We start from the raw sequence: 19,628 nt of genomic DNA on the forward strand, positions 1-19,628 counted from the left end.
CGTCGGGGGGCAGCCGGAATGCGTCCGCGTTCGGCGGCGTTCCCCGGACGTGAAGGGGCGGCCCGCTGGGCCGCCCGTGGTATGTCGGCAAGGAGCATGGATGTCATCGGTCAGGGTCGCGATCGTCGGCGTGGGCAACTGCGCCAGCTCGCTCGTGCAAGGTGTGGAGTACTACCGCGACGCCGATCCCTCGGCGTCGGTCCCGGGGCTGATGCACGTGTCGTTCGGCGACTACCACGTGGGCGACCTGGAGTTCGTGGCGGCCTTCGACGTCGACTCCGCCAAGGTCGGCCAGGACCTCGCCAAGGCCATCCAGGCCGGGGAGAACAACACGATCTCCATCGCGGAGGTGCCGGACACCGGGGTGACCGTCCAGCGCGGGCCCACGCTCGACGGGCTCGGCAAGTACTACGCCCTCACCGTGGAGGAGTCGCCGGTCGAGCCGGTCGACGTCGTGCAGGTGCTGCGCGACGCCGAGGTCGACGTGCTCGTGTCCTACCTGCCGGTCGGCAGCGAGGAGGCGGACAAGTTCTACGCGCAGTGCGCCCTGGACGCGGGCGTGGCCTTCGTCAACGCGCTGCCCGTCTTCATCGCCAGCGACCCCGAGTGGGCCGCGAAGTTCGAGGCGGCCGGGGTGCCGATCGTGGGCGACGACATCAAGAGCCAGGTCGGAGCCACCATCACCCACCGGGTGCTGGCGCGGTTGTTCGAGGAGCGCGGGGTAGCGCTCGACCGGACCTACCAGCTCAACGTGGGCGGCAACATGGACTTCAAGAACATGCTGGAGCGCGAGCGGCTGGAGAGCAAGAAGGTCTCCAAGACCCAGGCCGTGACCTCCAACATGGCCCGCACCATGGCCGATCGGGACGTGCACATCGGGCCCTCGGACTACGTCCAGTGGCTGGACGACCGCAAGTGGGCCTACGTCCGCCTCGAGGGACGCGCGTTCGGCGACGTGCCGCTCAACCTGGAGTACAAGCTCGAGGTGTGGGACAGCCCCAACTCGGCCGGGATCATCATCGACGCCATCCGGGCGGCCAAGATCGCCCAGGACCGGGGGCAGGGCGGGCCGGTCGTCGGGGCCAGCGCCTACCTCATGAAGAGCCCGCCGGTGCAGATGCCGGACGACCAGGGGCGCGCCGAGGTCGAGGCCTTCATCCGGGGCTGACCCCCGCTGACGGCTCGCGTAGGGTCGGGGCGTGTCCGACCGCCCTCCTGACGCCGCCGGGATGACCGACACCGGACGCGACCGGCAGCGCATCGCCGCCGTGGCCCTGGACGCGGCCGACCTCGACGCGGCGGCGGACCGGTTGCGCACGCTGACCGACCAGGGTCACCAGGTGGTCCTGCTGTGGTGCCGGGGCGAGCCTGGCCACGCGCTGCGCTCCTTCCGGGCGCGGGTGCCGGTCCGGGCCCGTCCGCCCCGCACGCCCCGTGAGCTCGCCGGGCGGCTGCGCCGGCCGGGCCCGGCCGCGTGGTTCCGCGACCGCGGTCCCCTCGCCCGGGCCCTGCGCGCCGATCCCCGGGCACGGCGCACGCTGGAGGGCGCGGACTCCGTCGTGCCGGTGGGCCCGCAGGCGCGCCGGCTCTTCGACCGCGCCGGCGCCGCACCCGCCCCCCTGCTGCAGCTGCAGGAGCTCGAGGGGCGGGCGGGGGAGCCCGCGGTGTGGACCACCCTGCACCGACGGGCTCGTGCCGGTGGGGCCCGCCTCGACGCCGACCTGGCGCGCGAGGTGCTCGCGCAGCTCCCAGCCGGCGGGGGCGGCATACCTCCCCGGCGGCAGGCCCTCCTCCTGCCCCTGGTGGTGGCGCTGCACGGCACCGGGGAGTACGCCCTGGCCGCGCGGCTCGCGGGGTGGCTCGACGCCGATCCCGCCCACAGCCCGGAGGCGGCGGTGCACCGCGCGCTGCGCACGCTGGTGGAGCTCTCCCGCACCGGGGAGCAGCCCGCCGACCTCGACGCCACGGTCCGCGCGGTGCTCGCCCGGGCCGACGCCGCCCTCGGCGAGGACGTCGACGACGTCCCCGAGGAGGCGGTCCGCGCCACCACGCTCGCCCTGCAGCTGCTCTTCCACCGCGAGCTGCACGCGGACGGCCTCGCATCACCGCTCGTCTCCGATCCGGACACCTTCCTGGCCGGCTGGCGGGCCTCCCGGGTGGGGGAGCTGCTGGCCGCGCCGGTGCCGCGGCTGCCACCCCACCCGCGGACGGCCGCCGCGCACCCGGCCCCGGGCGGGAGCCGCGCGCCCCGGGTCGTGGTCGCGCCCGGGTCCTACCCCCAGTTCGCGACGCCGGTGGTGGAGGAGCTGACCCGGCGGGCGGACGTCCGGGTCCTCGACCTGCGGGCGAAGGACCAGCTGCGCGGACTCGGCACCCGCGGCGAGCTCGTCGCGGCCCGGCTGCGGCAGGCGGTCGGGCAGGCCTGGGTGCCGGACTACGAGCTGCTGGAGGAGCTGGAGGCCGCCGACGCGCTCTTCGTCGACTGGGCCGACCGCGGCTCGGTCGCCGCCGTGATGGGTGCCCCCTCGGGGGTGCGGGTGACGCTGCGCATCCACAGCATGGACGCGCTCTCCCCCTGGATCCACCTGCTGGACTGGACCCGGGTGGACGTGCTGGTCCTGGTGAGCGAGCACCTGCGCCGGGTCGTCGTGGCGCTGCTGGGCGACCGGCTGGCCGGCACGCAGGTGCGCGTGGTGGGCAACGTGCTCGACCCGGCCCGCATCCCGAGCGGCAAGACGCCGGGGCACCGCAGGACCCTGCTCATGGTCGGCTGGGCCCAGCGGGTCAAGGACCCGTTGTGGGCGCTGGAGGTGCTCGCCCTGCTGCGCCGGGAGGACCCGACCTGGCGGCTGGTCCTCGTCGGCGTCGACTTCCCGGAGACCACGGTCGCCTCGCAGCAGGACTACGCCCGGGCCTTCCGCCGCCGGCTGGCCGACGACGACGTCCGGGGTGCGGTGTCCTTCGTCGGCTGGACCCGGGACCTGGCGCCGCACCTGGCCGCGGCCGGTTTCGTCCTCTCGACCAGCCGCCGGGAGTCCTTCGGTCTCGCGCTGGTCGAGGGGGCCGCCTCAGGTGCCGTCCCGGTGGTCCGCGACTGGCCGATCTTCGCGCCCCTCGACGGCGCCCGCAGCCTCTTCCCGGACGACTGGGTGGTCGGCTCCGTCGAGGAGGCGGCGGCCCGGGTCGACGCGCTCGCGGAGGAGCCCGCGTGGTCGGCCGCGTCCGCGCAGGCCCGCACGGTGGTGCAGGAGCGCTTCGCCGCCGGGGCGACCCGGGACGTGCTCGCCGGTCTCGTCCTGGGCGGGTGAGGCGTCAGGAGCGCGCGATGTCGGCCAGCACCTGCACGGCGGCCGACGTGTGGTCCACCGGTGAGCGGTGGTCCAGCGGCTGGGCGTCCAGGACCGATCCGGGCTCGACCATCCCCCACACCGGGGTGCCGCTGCCGCGGTAGTCGCTCCACTTGCTCGGCAGGAACGGGTTCGTGGCGAGCAGGCCCTGGGTGACGGCATCGCTCACCAGCAGGACGTCCATCCGCCGGCACATCGCCAGGAACTCGAGGTAGCCGAGGAAGGGCCCGGTGCGCACGCAGTCCTCCAGGCCCCGCCGACGGACCTCCTCCTCGACCTCGTCGGGCCGTCCGGCGAACACGTGCAGGCAGACCTCGTCGCGCAGCCGCTGCGGCAGGGCCTCCAGGGCGGCGAGCACGCTCCCCATACCCCGGGTGGCGTAGAAGTTGCCGAAGTAGCCGATGTGGCGCCGGTCACCGGGGAGCGGGTACTCCGGGTCGGCCATCGAGTAGAACTCCTCGGGGAGGGTCGGGTGGGGGGAGACCCGGCTTCGCTCCCGGACCCGATCGACCAGCTCGGCGTCCTCGACCCGCTCGAGCATGAGCTCGCGCTGGTGCTCGTTGGTGAAGACCAGGGTGCCGGCCAGGGCGAACGCCAGCTGCTCGGCCCACTCGAAGGAGTTGCCGCTGGCCGGCGGGGTGAAGCCCGCCGACCGCATACCCTCGCGCAGGGTGTCCAGCAGGGCGTCCTCCCGGACCGGGGCGTGCCGGACCGCGCCGGTGACGTCCCGGGAGAGGGGGTCGGAGAACTCCGCCGTCCACTCCACGCCGGGGCGCAGCATGGCGAGCCGGGCCGCGAGCACGTGGCTGGCCGTGAAGTGGGCGCGGCTGTACATCCGGAGGTAGCCCTCCCCCGCACGGTCCCACTCCAGCGCCCGCTGCACCCCGCGCCGGGTGAAGCCGGTGATCCCGCGCCACGAGGAGAAGAGGGTGGGGCTGGGCAGCTGCTGGCGGCGCACCACGAGGTGGTCGGCGATGCGGGCCAGGCCCCGGTCGGTCCGGCGCTCGGCCGACATGCGGTTCTGCAGCACGTCGACCGGCCGGCCCATCTCGCGCACCCGCTTGGCGGCGACGATCGCGGAGGTGTCGACGAACGGCGGGAAGCAGTAGGAGACGACCAGGTCGCGCGCCGCCGGTGCCGCGTCCGCCGGGCCGTGCGGGGCCCCGCCGCCCTCGGGGTCGTGGCCGAGGCCCGGCGCGCTCGTGTCAGCCATCGCCGCTCACTCTAGTGCGCCTCCCGGCAGCAGGGGCAGGAGACGGTCGCTCCAGGGAAGGGCCACCCGGCGGGTCGGTGGCAGCGCCGCGAGCAGACCGCGTGTCCGCCGGTCCGTGGCCGCGCCCGGGCGGTGACCGAGCCAGAGGACCGCATCGGCCGCGAGCGCCCGGTCCAGGGCACGGGCCACCTCGGCCGGGTCCGCGTCGTCGACCAGGACCAGCCGCTGGTCGACACCGGCCCGGAAGGCGCGGTCCCCACCGCTGATCATGGCCCTGGTGCTGTCGCTGTCGGCGGGGTGCCACCACGTCACCGCCTCGACCGTGGACCCCGGAGCGCCGGACCCCCCGGTGGCCACCCTGAGCGAGGGGGCGAGGGCGAGCAGGCCGGCCTCGGCGCCCAGCCCGAGGACCGGCCGGCCGCGCCCGGCGAGCAGCCGGACGTGCGCGGCCAGCCGCTGCGCCGCGTCGACGTCCTGTGCGGCGGCGTGGGCACGCAGGCCAGGCAACGGGCCCACCCGCCACGGCGTCCCCGGGCCCGAGGGAGGCGTGCGCGCCAGCCGGTCGCCGCCCACCGGCCCCCCCTCCCCGCTCCCGAGGGCCGCCGCCAGGGCGGGGTCACCCACCAGCGTCGTCCCGTCGGCGCAGAGGCGCAGGTCAGAGGTGGGTAGCGGGTCGGTGATCGCCCGACCACCCTCCGGCCCGACCATCACCACGGTCCACGACCCGCACAACGCCGCGGCCCGCTCGGTCGCGGCGGTGAGGCCGGGACCGTGGGCGAGGAGCCGGTGCAGCAGGTGCGCCACCGCCGCGGCGCCGTCGAGCCCGTCCGGGACGTCCACGGGGTCACCCAGCACGAGCACCCACGCCGAGGCGTCTCCGGTGACGGCGCGGGGCAGGCCAGGGTGGACCCACAGGCTCAGCCCACGCACCGGCAACGGGTGCTGGCGCAGACCGCCGGGGGGCCGCGCGGCCGACCCGGACGGCAGCACGGCGAACGAGCACGCGCCCGCGCCGGACGAGGGGTCGTGAGGGGTGGAGGACCGGTCCGTCCGGACGGTGGCCGCCGTCCCGCCGTGGGGCCCGGCCGGTGGCGTGGCCCCGAGCCGACGTCGCACCGTCCGGCGCAGCCGCCCCACACCCGCCCGCAGCGGCCCGGGGCGAGGACCACGGGCGGCTCGCGTGCGGCTCGGGCGGGCGCCGGTGACCCGCGCCTCCCCGGGGAGGTGCCGCACCCCGGCCTCGGCGAGGAGCCGCTCGAACAGCACGCGGTCGTGGCGCAGCGCGTAGGGCAGGGACAGCATGGTCTCCAGCAGGACGCGGTCGTTGAAGGGCAGCAGGATGCGGTGCCCGAAGTCCCCGTCCACGAACTTCTGCCACCCCCACCGCCCCATCCGCTGCTCCCAGTAGAGGACGTCGTAGTCGTCGAAGCCCAGCAGCGCGGCCGCGTCCATCGGCACCCGGTCGAGGTAGTCACCGTAGAGCTCCTCGACGAGGTCGTCTCCGACGTCGGCGCTGTTGCCGAGGTAGAGCTCGGTGAGCCGCCGCGGCGTGAGGACGTGCTCTGGTCGGTGCCGGACGAAGGTCGTCCCGGTCTCCCCGCCGTTGCTCTGCAGCTGCACGAGGTCGGGGGGCAGGTCGGCCCACATGGCGTGCGCCGCGCCGCGCGAGGGCAGCTGGGGGGCGTAGGTGCGACGGTGCAGGACGTCGAAGGTCCCGTGCCGGGGAGGCTGTCGCCAGCGCAGGACGCGGTGCGGCAGGCCGAGCGCCCGGGCCGCCTCGCGGGCCACGGTCACGTCCTCGACGGCGGCGGGGCTGCGGGCGGCGTCCCGGGGGTTGAGGTAGGTGAAGGCGAACCCGTCGGCGGACCGCAGGGCGGGTGCGGCCACGGCGGCGGTCACCCGGCTGTCCAGCCCGCCGGTGAGGCTGACCGCGGGTCGCCCCAGACCCGCGAGCAACGCGGTGTGCGCGGTGAGGCGCTCCCGGAACGCGGCATGCACCGCGTCCACGTCCTCGGTCGCCACCCGGGGACGGAAGGGCCAGAACCGCCGCTGCTCGACCTCGAGGCTGTCCGCGTCGAGGCTCAGCCGCAGCAGCGAGTTGGGGACGAGCGCCTCGACCCCGAGGTATGCCGTGCGCAGCCCGGGCAGGTAGGTGACCCGGCCGGACCTGCGCTCGCGCAGGAGGTCGAGGAGCTCCAGCGCCCGCTCGTCCCGGTCGAGGCCCAGGGCACCGGCGACGAGCGCGGGCGCGCTCGCGACGGCGGCGCGGCGTGCGGTGCGGCCCACGTGGACGGGTTGGGTGGCGTGGGTGTCGGGGACGACCAGGAGCTCCACCTGCCCGCCGGCGGCCGCGCGTCCGTCGGCCGCGCCGGTGTCGCCTTCGGGCGCCGTCTGCCGACCGGCCAGCAGGGTCCAGCGTCCGCCGAGGTCGGCCGCCTCCCGGACCATCGCGTCCGTCCCCCACCGGACCCACGTCGCGGCGAGCCGTCCCGCGACCACCGTCGGGTCGGTGAGGCCGGCTGCGACGTCCACCGGGTGTCCCAGCAGGACGAGGTCGCGGTCGTGGAGGGGGCCCCGGGCGTGGCCGAGGACCGTGCGCGGCTGCAGGTGCAGGGTGCTGCCGGGCAGGAGGCCGGGCATCTCGCGCCACCCCCGGCACTCCGGTGGCGCCGATCCCCGGGCGTCCCCGACGAGCAGGAGGTAGCCGTGCGGGTGGGCCCCGAGCAGGACCGCCGCCTCGTCGACCTGCACTCAGGCCGCCCCCAGCGACCCGGCCAGCACGGCGGCGATCCGCGGACCGGCGTGGCCGTCCCACAGCGGGGGCACCGGCGTGCTCCCGGCGGGTTGCCGCCCCGCGGCCAGGCGGCTCGCCACCGCTGCAGGGAGCTCGGCGTGGGTGGTCAGGGCATTGGTGCCGTGGGTGATCGTCACCGGCCGCTCGGTGTTGGGCCGCAGGGTGAGGCAGGGCACCCCGAGCACGGTCGTCTCCTCCTGGACGCCCCCGGAGTCGGTCACCACGACGGACGCGCCCTGCACGAGGGACAGGAAGCCGAGGTAGCCCAGCGGGTCGGCGGGCCGGATCCCGGGGTGGTCGAGCAGGCCGACGTCGAGCAGCCGCGGACGGCTGCGCGGGTGCATCGGCAGCACCACCGGGCAGTGGTCGGCCACCTGGTGCAGCGTGGACACCGCCCGCCGGGCGTGCTCCCGGTCATCGACGTTGCCCGGGCGGTGCAGCGTGGCCACGACGTAGTCGCCCTCCTCGGCCAGCCCGACCTCGCTGCGTGCCCGCTGCTGGTCCAGCCGCCCCCGGTGACGCAGGAGGGTGTCGATCATCGGGTTGCCCACCAGGTGGACCGTGGCGGGGTCGACCCCCTCCGCACGCAGGTTGTCGGCCGCGTCGGCGCAGGTCACCAGCAGCAGGTCGCTGAGCCGGTCGGTGACCACCCGGTTGACCTCCTCGGGCATCGTCCGGTCGAAGGAGCGCAGCCCGGCCTCGACGTGCGCGACCGGGAGGTGCAGCTTGGCGGCCACGAGCGCCGCCGCCACGGTGGAGTTGACGTCGCCGTAGACGACCACCAGGGCCGGGTGCCGCCTGGTCATGACCTCCTCGAGCCCCACCATGGCCGCGGCCGTCTGCCCCGCGTGGGTGCCGGAGCCGATGCCGAGGTCGACGTCCGGCCGGGGCAGCCCGAGCTCGGTGAAGAAGACCTGGCTCATCCGGTCGTCGTAGTGCTGCCCGGTGTGCACCAGCAGCTGCTCCACGTCATGGGCACGCAGCGCCTGGATGACCGGCGCCGCCTTGGGGAAGTTGGGACGGGCGCCCGTGACGTGCAGCACGAGCGGGCGCCCGGTCACCCTGGCCCCTGTCCCTCGTCCGCGGCGTGCACCTGGAGCTCGCGCGGCAGCCGCTCGCCCAGCACGCGCAGGAGCCGCTCGTCCGCCGGGATCAGCCCGCCCTCGTCGGCCCGGGCGAGGTGCCAGAGCTGGTAGTGGTCCACGATGCCGGCCACCCGCCTGGCCACGTGCTCCTCCCAGCCCTCGGGGTCACCGTGCGCACCTCGGGCGAAGACCGCCTGCGGCACCACCAGCTCCACCGGGACGTCGTGCCGGCGGGCCGCGCCGAACACCGGGACGTCGAGCACGAAGAGCGGCCGGAAGGACAGCAGCTCGCGCTGCAGGGTGCACACCTGGTCGACGAGCAGCTCCGCCGCGGCCTCGTCCAACCCGGTCGCGAGGATCCCCACCACCGGCAGCCGGGAGACGTCGGCGCCGCCGACGGCGCGCCCGGCCCGCATCGGCACGTCGACCTGGCCGGCCCCGTGACGCGGGGCGAAGACGCGCCACGCCAGGTCGGACAGGGTGGCGCTGCGGCGCACCCGGGGGAGGACCTCCTCCAGCGCCACCCGGTAGCCGGGCAGCCTCCGGGTCCACCGGGCGAGCGTCTGCTGGCGCCGCCGCTGAACCGGGGTGGGGGTCATGCCGCGCCCGCCACGGCCAGGATGTGGTCGGCGGCGGCCTGCGCCCCGTTGCCGGGGTCGGCGTCCAGCGCGGCCGCGGCGAGCTCCCCGCCGCGCGCCAGCAGCTCGTCGACGAGGGGTCCGGCCGCGCCACCCGTGAGGGTGGGGGCGACGAGCGCCCAGCCCTGTCGGGCGGCCTCGCGCGCCCGGGCCTCCTGGTCGTCGAGCGACGTCTGCCGGTTCGGGACGAGCAGGGTCGGCACCCCGAGCCGCAGGGACTCGTGGAAGGAGTTGTAGCCGGCCGCGGCGACCACGAGGTCGAAGGCCCGGTAGTGCTCGGACAGCGGGAAGTGCCGCACGAGGTGGACGTCACCGGCATACGCCCGCTCGGCGATCGCGGGGGCGGTGACGCAGACTCCGACGCCCCGTTCCGTCAGGGCCGCGGCGGCGGCCCCCACCTCGTCATCGGTGTCGTTGATGTTGCCGGCACCCAGCGAGACCAGCGCGAGGGTGCCCTCCGCCGGCAGACCGAGGGCGGCGCGCGAGGCGGCCCGGGCGTGCGCCTGCCCGGCGTCGACGAGGGTGACCGGCGGGACCCGCAGGACCGCCTCGTCGGGCACCGTGGCCGTCGCCCCGCGGTCCGCGGCGGCCGACAGGTCGCCGGGCTCGACGACCGCGTCGAACCACGCGGCCTTCTCCAGCTGGTCGGTGTTGCGGCCCGCACGCCACATCCCCCGTCGCGACCACACGGCGCGGGTCCGGGAGTGGGCGGCCAGAGCCTCGTCCAGCCCGGAGTAGGGGTGGGTGCCGTCGAAGACCAGCACGTCGGGGTCGACCCGGTGCAGGATCTCGCCGACCTGCTCGGCGAAGAGGCGCCGCCACGCCGCCGGGCGCAGGCCGGAGGCACCCTGCGACGCGAGGTACTCCCACGGCAACCCCTCGGCCTCCACGACCGGCACCGCCTGCGACAGCGACACCACGTGCCGGCGGACCTCCGGCGGCATCCGGCGCGCGTACGCCAGCAACCGCGTCAGGTGGCCCATCCCCGCGCCGTTGCTGGACAGCAGGAGCACCGAGGACATACCGGCGATCATGGCACAGGGCGTTATGCTCGGGACGCGCCCGGCGGGCGCCCCGACCCACCCTCTTGTCGCGAAGGAGACTGGCCACCGTGGCTGTCGACGCTGTCATCATCGGCCTGGGATATGTGGGCCTCCCCCTGGCGCAGGAGGCGACCCGCGCCGGGATGAGGGTCCTGGGTTTCGACATCCACCAGGGCGTGGTGGACGACCTCAACGCGGGCCGGTCGCACGTGGACGACCTGGCCGACGACGACATCGCCCAGATGCGCGAGGGGGGCTTCGAGGCGACGACGGACGAGGCGCGGATCGCCGAGGCCTCCACGGCGGTGATCTGCGTGCCGACGCCGCTGTCCGCGGACGGCGGACCCGACCTGCGGGCGGTGGAGTCGGCGGTCGCGGCGGTGGCCCGCAACCTGCGCCCGGGGATGCTGGTCGTGCTGGAGTCGACGACCTACCCGGGCACGACCGACGAGGTGGTGCGGCCGGCGCTGGAGGCGGGCGGCCTGGTCGCCGGTCGGGACTTCCACCTGGCCTTCTCCCCGGAGCGCATCGACCCGGGCAACACCAGCTTCGGTGCCAAGAACACCCCCAAGGTGGTGGGCGGGCACACCCCGGCGTGCAGCGACGCGGCGGCCGCGTTCTACGGGACCTTCGTCGACACGGTGGTGCGCACCAAGGGGACCCGCGAGGCCGAGACGGCCAAGCTGCTGGAGAACACCTACCGGCACATCAACATCGCGCTGGTCAACGAGATGACCCGGTTCTGCCACCAGCTCGGGATCGACCTGTGGGACGTCATCGACGCGGCGAGCTCCAAGCCGTTCGGGTTCCAGGCGTTCTACCCCGGACCCGGGGTGGGTGGGCACTGCATCCCGATCGACCCGAACTACTTGTCGCACAACGTGCGCGCCCGACTGGGCTACCCGTTCCGGTTCGTCGAGCTGGCGCAGGAGATCAACGCCGGTATGCCGTCCTACGTCGTCTCCCGCGCCCAGGACATCCTCAACACCGAGGGCAAGGCGCTCAACGGCTCGAGCGTGCTCCTGCTGGGGGTGACCTACAAGCCCAACATCGCCGACCAGCGCGAGAGCCCGGCGGTCCCGCTGGCGCGGCAGCTGGCCGCCAAGGGCGCGCAGGTGCTCTTCCACGACCCGCACGTCCAGGAGTGGCACGCGGTGCCCGAGGCGGAACGGGTGCAGGACGCCGCCGACGCGGCGGCCCAGGCCGACCTGACCATCCTCGTGCAGAACCACCGCGGCTACGACGTGGACGCCCTCGCCGACGCCTCCCGGACCTTCTTCGACACCCGCGGGGCCGCCACCGGAGGGGAGAAGGTCGTCCGGCTGTGAGCTCCGACCTCGGGCCCGAGCCGCGCCACCAGCCCACGGTGATGCCTCACGCCGAGGCCGCGGAGCTGGCACGCCGCCACGGGATGACGCAGGTCGCGGTGCGACCCTCGCTGGGCGGCTACCTCCGGGAGATCTGGCGCTACCGCCACCTCATGTGGTCGCTCGCCAAGGGCGAGGTCGTCAGCCAGCACCGGGACAACTACCTCGGCGTCCTGTGGTCGGTCATCAACCCGATCCTCCTCGGCGTGGCCTACTACCTCATCTTCGGGGTCCTGCTCGGCCTGGACCGCGACGTCGACAACTTCGTCGCCTTCCTCACCGTCGGCCTGTTCACCTTCTCCTTCATCTCGGCGACCCTCACCTCCGGGGCGCGTTCCCTGCTCGGCAACGTCGGGATGATGCGCTCGCTGGCCTTCCCCCGGGTGCTGCTGCCCGTGGTCAAGGTCATCTCCGAGTTCGTCAACAACATCCCGGCCTTCCTCGTGCTCGTGGTCATCGCCCTCATCACCAAGGAGCCGGTCACCTGGGAGTGGCTGCTCTTCCCGGTGGCGCTGCTCATCGTGGTCGTCATGGGGCTGGGCATCTCCATGCTCATCTCCCGCGCCGTGCACGCCGTCCGGGACCTCGCCAACATCGTGCCCCTCATCACCCGGCTGCTGCGCTACGTCTCCGGGGTGTTCTTCTCCATCCAGGTGCGGTTCGCCAGCATCGACGACGCGCCCCGGTGGGTGGGCCTGCTGCTGGAGTACCAACCGGTCGCGGTGAGCCTCACGCTGGTCCGGGAGACCCTGCTGCAGGGCTTCGAGCTGCGCTGGCAGACGTGGGCGGTGGCCGCGGGCTGGGCGGTCGTCCTCTTCGTCAGCGGCTTCATCGTCTTCTGGCGCGGGGAGGGGACGTATGGCCGTGCCTGAGGACGCCGGCGCGCGGACCGCCGCGACGCCCGCCGCGGAGGAGGACCGGATCCCCTCGGTCATCGTGTCGCACGTCGACATCCGCTACCGCATCTACGGCAGCCCGAAGCGCCCGGAGGAGAGCGAGGAGGAGGGCGCCGTGCGCCGCCTCCTCAGCCGGGGCAACCAGGCGGGCCTGGGGGTGCAGGAGGTGCACGCGGTCAAGGACGTGTCGTTCGTGGCCTACCGCGGGGAGTCGATCGGCATCATCGGCCGCAACGGGTCGGGGAAGTCGACGCTGCTGCGCTCGGTCGCGGGCCTGGTGCCGCCGAGCAGCGGGACCATCTGGCTCGGGGGCCGCGCCGCCCTGCTGGGCGTCAACGCCGTGCTGCAGAAGAAGCTCAGCGGCCGCGACAACATCTGGATCGGGGCGCAGGCCCTCGGCCTCACCCCGGCGCAGGTCCGGCGGCGGATGGACGACATCATCGAGTTCGCCGACATCGGTGACTTCATCGACCTGCCGATGAGCAGCTACTCCAGCGGGATGGCGGCCCGGCTGCGGTTCGCGATCTCGACCGCCGTGGTCCCCGACATCCTCATCGTGGACGAGGCGCTGGCGACGGGTGACGAGCACTTCCGGGCGAGGGCCACCGAACGCATCGAGCAGATCCGGCAGCAGGCCGGGACGGTCTTCCTCGTCGCGCACAGCCGCAAGCGGATCAACCAGCTGTGCACGCGGGTGCTGTGGATGGACGACGGACGGCTGCTCGGGGACGGGCGCCCCTCGGTCGTCAACGGCCTCTACGGCCGTAAGTACGGCCGGCACCGCCAGGTGTGGAAGGAACGCTACGAGCAGATCGAGCGGGTCATGACCGAGCAGGGCCCGGAGGCGGCCCGCGAGCTGCTGCGCAGGTGGGAGCCGGAGGGGAACTGGTGAGCCCACGCCGGATCCTCGTCGTCACCGTCGTCCACCACCCGGACGACGCGCGCATCCGGCACCGCCAGGTCGCCAGCCTGCTGGAGGCCGGGTGGGAGGTCACCCTGGCCGCGCCGTTCGGCGGTCACGGCGTCGAGCGCCCCACGGACGTGCAGGGGCTGCGGACCGTCGACGTCACCCGGTCCACCGGTCGCCGCCGGGTGGCCGCCCAGCGGGAGGCCCGCCGGGTCCTGCGCGAGCTCGGGCCGCGGCACGACGTGGTGATGCTGCACGACCCCGAGCTGGTCCCGGCCACCCTGGGCATCTCCCTCCCGGTGACGGTGTGGGACGTGCACGAGGACACGAGGGCCGTCGTCGCCCTGCGCTCCTGGGTGCCCGACCGGCTGCGCGGCCCGCTGGCCTCGGTGGCCTCCGCGCTCGAGCGCAGCGCCGAGCGGCGGATGGTCCTCATCCTGGCCGACGAGGAGTACGCCGACCGGTTCGCCCGCGCGCACCTCGTCGTCCCCAACACCACCCCGGTGCCGGTCGACCCACCCCCGGCCGGGACCCCGGACGAGCAGGGGCGCCTGCGCGTGGTCTACCTCGGCAGCCTGGCCCGCGAGCGCGGCGTCGCCGAGCTCGTCGCGGTCGGAGAGCAGCTGCACCGGCGCACCGGCGGACGAGCGGTGCTCGAGGTGGTCGGCCCGGCGCACGGCGCCGCCGTCACCGCCGAGCTCGAGGCGGCCCGGGAGCGAGGGCACCTGGAGTGGACGGGGTTCCTGCCGGCGCGGGAGGCGCTGGCCCGCCTGGACGGAGCCCTCGCCGGGCTGTCGCTGCTGCACGACGTCGCGAACTTCCGCCCGAGCATGCCGACCAAGGTGGTCGAGTACATCGCCCACGCCGTCCCCGTCGTCACGACGCCGTTGCCGCGGGCCGTCGACCTCGTCGAGCGCAGCGCCGCGGGTGTCGTCGTGCCCTTCCACGACGTGGAGCAGACCGTGCAGACGCTGCTCGGCTGGGTCGAGGACCCGGCGGCCGCCGCGGCCCTGGGCCGTCAGGGGCACGCCCTCGCCGCCCGGGAGCTGGACTGGGCCGTGCACTCACGCGCCTTCGTCGACGCCATGGACCGGCTCGCCGACGCGCCCCGCTGAGGGCGGTCGCGCCCCGGTGGCGATCTCGTAGACCTCGTCGTAGCGCGTCGCGATCGCGGACCAGGTGCGGTGCTCGCGCACCCACGCCCGGGCGGACCGGGCCATCTCCGCCCGGCGGGCGGGGTCGTGCAGGAGGTCGGCGAGCACGTCGGCGAGCGCCTCGGCGTCCCCCGGCGGGAAGGTCGCGCCGCGCTCCCCTCCGCCGACGACCTCCAGCAGGGCGGGGAGCGCCGAGACCACCAGCGGCAGGCCCATCGACATCGCCTCGTAGGGCTTGAGCGGGGTCACCAGCCGTGCCGCCCGCTCGTCGATCCGGGGGACGACGAAGATGTCGAGGAGGGCGTAGTAGTCGCCGACCTCCTCGTGCGGGACCTGCCCGGTGAGGACGACGTGCTCGGCGACGCCGCGCTCGGCGGCCAGCCGCTCCAGGGCCTCCTGGCGTTCGCCGCCCCCGACGAGCAGCACGGTCACGGCGAGCCCGCGGCCGCGCAGCACCGAGACCGCCTCCACCAGCGTCTCCTGGCCCTCCCGCGGGTGGTCCAGGTTGCTCACGTAGCCGACGACGAGTGAGCCGCCCTCGCCGAGCCCGAGCCGCTCGCGCAGGTCGGCCCGCGGGTCGCGCGGCCCGATCGCCTCGGCGTCCACCCCGTTCGGGACGACCACGACCCGCGCCGGGTCCGGCGTGCGGCCGGCCCGGGTCGGGGGCCGCTGCACGATGTCCTCGCGCATGGACTCGCTCAACGTCACCACCGCGTCCGCCTCGGTGAGGACCCGGGTCTCCAGCTCGCGCCGCAGCCGGTAGAGCTCGCTGCGCGTGGCCCGCCCGACGTCGGAGGTCCACACCGCCTCGAAGAGGCCGCGGACCTCGTAGACGACCGGTATGCCGGTGGCGCGGCCGACGGCGAGGGCGACCAGCGCGAGCTCGTAGCCGCGGTGCCCGGAGTGGGCGTGCAGGACGGCCGGCCGGTGCTCGGTGACGACGTCGAGCAGGTGGCGGGCGAAGACGTCCAGGTGCTGGTCGGGAGCCTCCCGGTCCGGCACGTCCGTGCGGGTGAGCCGCAGGTGGGGGACGCCGCCCACGTCCTGCACCGGTGGCGCCGGTTCGTCGGGGAAGTCCAGGGCGGTGGCGGCCAGCACGTCCTCGCCGGCGCGTCGCCGCTCCCGCAGGAGGTAGAACGAGCGGACGGCATACCCGCTGGTGCGCTGCGGGAGGGAGGCCTTGAGCAGGTGCAGCACCCGGCCGGGGACCGGGTCGACCGGTCGGGGTGCGAGGTCGCCGGGCCACCAGCCGGGGTCGAACTCGCGCAACCGCCCCTCCTGCTCGCGGACCAGCGTCGCGAGCAGGGCCCGGTCGTCCCGCGCGGCCCAGCGACGCAGGACGGCCAGCCGGGCGCTGGGCTCCCCGGCCTTGGTGGCCGTGAGGGCCGCCTGCTGCAGCACGGCGGGCCCGACCGCGTCGTCCGGACGGGCGAGCAGCTCGTGGACGAGCGCCATGGCGGCCTCGTGCTCGCCGGCCCTCGTCCGGTCGGCCAGCCGCCCGATGTCACCCAGGACGGCCTCGCGCAGGGTCGTGGCGGCGCCGCCGGTCGACGTCTCCGCGCGCAGCGAGCCGAGCCCGGGCACCACCTCGACGACCGCTCCCGGCGCCAGCTCGCGGACCCGGCCGGCGGACGCGTCGTCCTCGACGAGCAGGCGCTCCATGCGACCGGTCTCCAGCATCGGCAGCCACGGCGCGTCGAGGTCCCCCGGGCGCAGCAGAACCAGGAGCCGCGCCGTGACGGGGGCGACGAGCGAGGCCAGGACGGCGCGCTGGTCGGCGCCGTCGACGAGGACGACGTCGGGCGGCCCGTCCTGCACCGCCGCGGTGAACGAGGGGTAGGCCGGGCCCGGCCTCCCGAGACCGGCCCGCAGCCGGGCCTCCACGAGGGCGTCGGGAACGCCCGCGCCGCGCAACGGGGTAGGGACGGCGCCGTCGCCGGCGCCGAGCAGCGTGACGTCCACCACCGGGGAGACCCGCAGGGTCGTGCGCAGCGGCGGGCCGGAGCCGTCCTTCGGCAGCACCAGGACCCGGTGGTGCGAGCTCTGCGCCGGCGCGGCCTCGGCGCCCGCTGCGTTCGCTGTGTCCGCCGCGTCGGCCATGCTTGCGGCGTCCACGCGGTCGCGGACGGGGTCGGTGAGCGCCCGGCCCGTCCGGCTGCCCCGCAGCAGGTCGCGGGACGACGTCCCCCCGTCGGCAGGCAGCAGGCGCAGCGCCAGGGCCGCCCAGCGTGCGGCGGTGCCGGGATCGCCGTCCAGCAGGCCGTCGGCGGCGGCGAGCAGGTCCGTCCCGGCCTCGACGGCCTGCGCGTCGCTGCCGCTCCCCGCGAGGGCCGCCCAGGCACGCAGGACGACGTCGTCCGCCCCGAGCAGCGGGACGAGGGCCTCGAGGAGGACCTGCCGCTGGTGCTCGTCGAGGGTCGTCCAGGGCACCCGTCGTGCCCGCTCGCGCACCTCGGGCCCCGGTGGGAGGTCCTCACGGAGCAGGCGCACGGCCGCGCACAGCGCGTCCAGCTCGTCCTGCGGCAGGCTCGCCCGGCGTCTCGGAGGACCGGCGGGGAGCCAGCCCCGGGCGACCTCGGCGGCCGCGGTCCGCACCGGTCCCGGTCCGACGACGACGCGGGTGGTCGGGGCCAGGATCCGCGTCCTGGCGGCGACCGCCTCCGCGCCGGGGCCCAGGACCAGGACGAGGTCCGCCGAGCGCGCGGCCGGGACGAGCCGCGGGTCCAGCCGGGCGGCCAGGGCCGCCCGTGGGCCGGCGGGCAGGAGCCCGGTCACCCGCAGCGGTGTCCGCTGCCACCGAGGCCGTCCGTGCCCGGCCCGCAGGACGGTCCGGCCCGGCACCGGCGCCGCGCCGGGCCCGGTCTGCGGGAGGGTGAGCGAGGGGAGCAGGACCCCGAGGTCGCGGCCGAGCGCGGCGGCGAGCTGGTCCGGGTCGCCACCGACGAGGAGCAGGACCGCCGGCTGGTCGGGCTGCCCGGCGACCGGGTCAGCCGGCACCGTGGACCTCCGACGTCGGCGTGCGGGCGACCTCCACGGACCGGGGCGACCCGGTGGTGGTCGGTCCGGGCGGGCCACCCACGTCCTGCGCAGTGCCCCCGTGCGGGTGCAGGTCGAGCCCGGGCAGCGCCCGCCGCAGCTCGGCCTCCTCGCCTTCGTCCAGCCACGGGGCGACGACCCAGCGGGGCCGGACCCCCCACCAGGAGCGCACCACGTCACCGGCCCCGAGGAGGTCCTCCGGGAGGCCGGAGGGCCCGGGCCGCACGCTCTCGGTGCCGAGCCAGACCTCCACCGCACCGGCCTGCACGCGCACGCCCTGCCCGGCCAGCAGGGCCAGGACCGAGAGGTCGAGGACGACGAGCCGGTCCACGGCGATGTCGTCGGTCCGGGAGAGCAGCCAGGCCCGACCGTCCAGCAGGGCGTCGTCGAGCCCCCGGTCCAGCTCGGCTCGGCGCACCCCCGCCGCGGCGTGGCCCTCCTGGTGCCACAGGCCGACCCGCTGCTCGGGCGGGCCGGTCCGCAGCCGTCGCTGGAGCCACCCGCTCGCGCGGGTGGTGGGGGGCGCGGAGAAGGAGCCGAGGTATGCCGTGGCCAGCCGGCCCGGGACGAGCGCGCCGACGGGGAGCCCCCGGGTCCACCCCCGGGGGACGGGGAAGGGCAGCGCGCCGAGGGTGGCGTCGTCGACGCTCGCCTCGCCCTCGTCGCGCCGGCGCCTGCTGAGGCGGCGGTGCCAGGCCATGAAGCTCGAGCGGAAGGCACGTCGCTCGGGGGCGGCCCAGGAGAAGGTGAAGTCGCCCCGCGAGAGCGAGCCGGCCCGCAGCCGGGTCACCGCCAGCGGCAGCTCCACGTCGACGATCTGGCCGTGCAGCCGGGCCACCCGCTCGGCGAACTCGGAGTCGGCCCCCTTGCGCACCGGCAGGAACCCGCCGGTCCGCTCCAGGATGCTGCGGCGCAGCAGCAGCGAGGAGGCGTTCTCGCGCACCGCGCGGTAGCCCAGCCACTGGTGGGTGAGGTCGTCCTTCGCCCGGACCGCGAGGCTGCGGCTCATCGGGGTCTGCGGACCAGCGTCGTCCAGGGCCCGCACCTGGTGCTCGATGCGGTTCGGGTGCGACCAGTCGTCGGCGTCCTGGAAGGTGATGAGACTGCCCCGCGAGGACTCGATCGCGGCGGCCCTGCCGAGGTAGGACCCTCCGTTGCGTTCCATGGTCAGGACCCGGACCCGGGGGTCCAGCGCGGCCACCCGGGCGTAGACCTCCGCGAAGTCGGGCCCCGAGCAGTCGTCGACCACGACGATCTCCAGCTCGGGGTAGGTCTGCTCGGTGATGGAGCGCACCGCCGTGAGCAGCCCGACATCCGGGCGCCAGCTGGGCATGATGACGGTGACGAGCTCGCCGGCGACGGCCGAGCCGGCCACCGGCCCCGGTGCCGCGAGCCGGTCGAAGGGGCAGGGTGCGCCGTCGACCGCGTCGTCCCGGTCCACCTCGCGCAACCGCGGCGTGGCGAGCCCACGTTCGGCGAAGCGGGTGCCGAGCAGCTGCTCCCAGGCGGTCTCGGCCAGGGCCACGGTGCTCGCTCCGTGCGGGTTCGCCAGGTCCACCCGCAGATAGAGCTCGGCGTCGGGGTGCAGACCCTCGGCGTCCGCCAGCAGCTGCCGCAGCTGCTCGTGGCGACCGGCGAGGTAGAGCGTCTGCAGCGCGGTCATGCGCAGCTGCGGGGAGACCCACGACAGGCCCTCACCCCGCCACAGGGTCTCCACGACCAGGGCCGCCGCGCGCAGCTCCTCCTGGGAGCGCAGCAGGCCCGCCCACACGAAGGCGACCCCCGCCAGCGCCCGCCGTTGCGGGGTGCCGCGCAGGCACACGCTCGGCACGCCCTCGCCCAGGACGGCCGCCAGCAGGGTCGACGCGGTGTGCCGCCCCGTGCTGGCCCGGCCGGCGAGCACCTCGAGGGCGTCCGGCGAGCGGTGCCGCAGGGCCAGGTGGAAGAGCGCGGCCGGGTCGTCCCCGGCGGGACCGTGCCCCAGCTGCCAGGCGAGCCACGACGGGACCGGATCGGTGCTCATGGGGTGGACAGCTCTCCCTCGTGGGCTCGCGGGTGCGTCGTGCCGGGCCGGGGCGCCCGGCCCCGGGGTACAGTGAACACCGTCTGGCCCGGTGCCGGAACCCCGACACCCCACCCCGTGCAGGA

Annotated in this window: 13 protein-coding genes; 6 read left to right on the forward strand and 7 right to left on the reverse strand. The window is 75.6% G+C overall.

Annotation, left to right across the window (positions count from 1 at the left end; all coding sequences use genetic code 11):
- Positions 1–100 precede the first annotated feature (100 nt).
- Positions 101–1,168 carry an inositol-3-phosphate synthase gene (locus Q0795_RS11945; protein ID WP_298889923.1) on the forward strand — a complete coding sequence of 356 codons (1,068 nt, stop codon included), beginning with the start codon at positions 101–103 and terminating at the stop codon, positions 1,166–1,168.
- Between the two features lie 31 nt (positions 1,169–1,199).
- Positions 1,200–3,308, forward strand: a complete 2,109-nt coding sequence (locus tag Q0795_RS11950) for a glycosyltransferase family 4 protein (RefSeq protein WP_298889924.1) — start codon at positions 1,200–1,202, stop codon at positions 3,306–3,308.
- A gap of 4 nt (positions 3,309–3,312) precedes the next feature.
- Here the strand turns inward: Q0795_RS11950 and Q0795_RS11955 are convergent, their stop codons facing one another.
- From Q0795_RS11955 to Q0795_RS11975, 5 genes are read right to left on the reverse strand one after another with little or no spacing between them, the layout of a single operon-like run.
- Positions 3,313–4,560: a hypothetical protein gene (locus Q0795_RS11955; RefSeq protein WP_298889926.1), complete on the reverse strand. Its 1,248-nt coding sequence runs from the start codon at positions 4,558–4,560 to the stop codon at positions 3,313–3,315.
- A gap of 6 nt (positions 4,561–4,566) precedes the next feature.
- A complete protein-coding gene (locus Q0795_RS11960; RefSeq protein WP_298889928.1) occupies positions 4,567–7,311 on the reverse strand; it encodes a hypothetical protein in 2,745 nt (914 codons plus the stop codon).
- Positions 7,312–8,415, reverse strand: a complete 1,104-nt coding sequence (gene wecB, locus Q0795_RS11965) for a non-hydrolyzing UDP-N-acetylglucosamine 2-epimerase (protein WP_298889930.1) — start codon at positions 8,413–8,415, stop codon at positions 7,312–7,314.
- On the reverse strand, positions 8,412–9,038 hold the full coding sequence (locus tag Q0795_RS11970; RefSeq protein WP_298889932.1) for a hypothetical protein: 627 nt from the start codon (positions 9,036–9,038) through the stop codon (positions 8,412–8,414). Before Q0795_RS11970 ends, wecB begins: the two co-directional genes overlap by 4 nt.
- Positions 9,035–10,099 carry a glycosyltransferase gene (locus tag Q0795_RS11975; protein ID WP_298889934.1) on the reverse strand — a complete coding sequence of 355 codons (1,065 nt, stop codon included), beginning with the start codon at positions 10,097–10,099 and terminating at the stop codon, positions 9,035–9,037. The genes Q0795_RS11970 and Q0795_RS11975 overlap by 4 nt, the downstream gene beginning before the upstream one ends.
- Positions 10,100–10,188: 89 nt before the next feature.
- Here Q0795_RS11975 and Q0795_RS11980 point away from each other — a divergent pair, with 89 nt between their 5' ends.
- Genes Q0795_RS11980 through Q0795_RS11995 form a run of 4 tightly spaced genes read left to right on the forward strand, consistent with a single transcriptional unit; the run spans position 10,189 to position 14,405 of the window.
- Complete coding sequence (locus tag Q0795_RS11980; RefSeq protein WP_298889936.1) at positions 10,189–11,448, forward strand: nucleotide sugar dehydrogenase; 1,260 nt, start codon at positions 10,189–10,191, stop codon at positions 11,446–11,448.
- Entirely contained in the window at positions 11,445–12,359 is a 915-nt protein-coding gene (locus tag Q0795_RS11985) for an ABC transporter permease (RefSeq protein WP_298889938.1), read from the forward strand. The genes Q0795_RS11980 and Q0795_RS11985 overlap by 4 nt, the downstream gene beginning before the upstream one ends.
- A complete protein-coding gene (locus Q0795_RS11990) occupies positions 12,346–13,275 on the forward strand; it encodes an ABC transporter ATP-binding protein (RefSeq protein ID WP_298889940.1) in 930 nt (309 codons plus the stop codon). The genes Q0795_RS11985 and Q0795_RS11990 overlap by 14 nt, the downstream gene beginning before the upstream one ends.
- Complete coding sequence (locus tag Q0795_RS11995) at positions 13,272–14,405, forward strand: glycosyltransferase (protein ID WP_298889942.1); 1,134 nt, start codon at positions 13,272–13,274, stop codon at positions 14,403–14,405. The genes Q0795_RS11990 and Q0795_RS11995 overlap by 4 nt, the downstream gene beginning before the upstream one ends.
- Here Q0795_RS11995 and Q0795_RS12000 read toward each other — a convergent pair.
- Both Q0795_RS12000 and Q0795_RS12005 read right to left on the reverse strand, forming a co-directional pair.
- Positions 14,355–17,441: a glycosyltransferase family 4 protein gene (locus Q0795_RS12000; RefSeq protein ID WP_298889944.1), complete on the reverse strand. Its 3,087-nt coding sequence runs from the start codon at positions 17,439–17,441 to the stop codon at positions 14,355–14,357. The two genes, Q0795_RS11995 and Q0795_RS12000, sit on opposite strands and share 51 nt — an antisense overlap.
- Entirely contained in the window at positions 17,431–19,503 is a 2,073-nt protein-coding gene (locus Q0795_RS12005) for a glycosyltransferase family 2 protein (RefSeq protein WP_298889946.1), read from the reverse strand. The genes Q0795_RS12000 and Q0795_RS12005 overlap by 11 nt, the downstream gene beginning before the upstream one ends.
- Between the last annotated feature and the right edge of the window lie 125 nt (positions 19,504–19,628).

Origin of the sequence: uncultured Serinicoccus sp. (genome assembly GCF_947487915.1) — a bacterium.
Taxonomy (GTDB): Bacteria; Actinomycetota; Actinomycetes; order Actinomycetales; family Dermatophilaceae; genus Ornithinicoccus.

What these genes read in the sequence shown, in the direction of transcription:
- Q0795_RS11945 (WP_298889923.1), top strand. Translation starts at nt 101, where the DNA reads ATGTCATCGGTCAGGGTCGCGATCGTCGGCGTGGGCAACTGCGCCAGC.
- Q0795_RS11955 (WP_298889926.1), bottom strand. Translation starts at nt 4,560, where the DNA reads ATGGCTGACACGAGCGCGCCGGGCCTCGGCCACGACCCCGAGGGCGGC.
- Q0795_RS11970 (WP_298889932.1), bottom strand. Translation starts at nt 9,038, where the DNA reads ATGACCCCCACCCCGGTTCAGCGGCGGCGCCAGCAGACGCTCGCCCGG.
- Q0795_RS11975 (WP_298889934.1), bottom strand. Translation starts at nt 10,099, where the DNA reads ATGTCCTCGGTGCTCCTGCTGTCCAGCAACGGCGCGGGGATGGGCCAC.
- Q0795_RS11990 (WP_298889940.1), top strand. Translation starts at nt 12,346, where the DNA reads ATGGCCGTGCCTGAGGACGCCGGCGCGCGGACCGCCGCGACGCCCGCC.
- Q0795_RS12005 (WP_298889946.1), bottom strand. Translation starts at nt 19,503, where the DNA reads ATGAGCACCGATCCGGTCCCGTCGTGGCTCGCCTGGCAGCTGGGGCAC.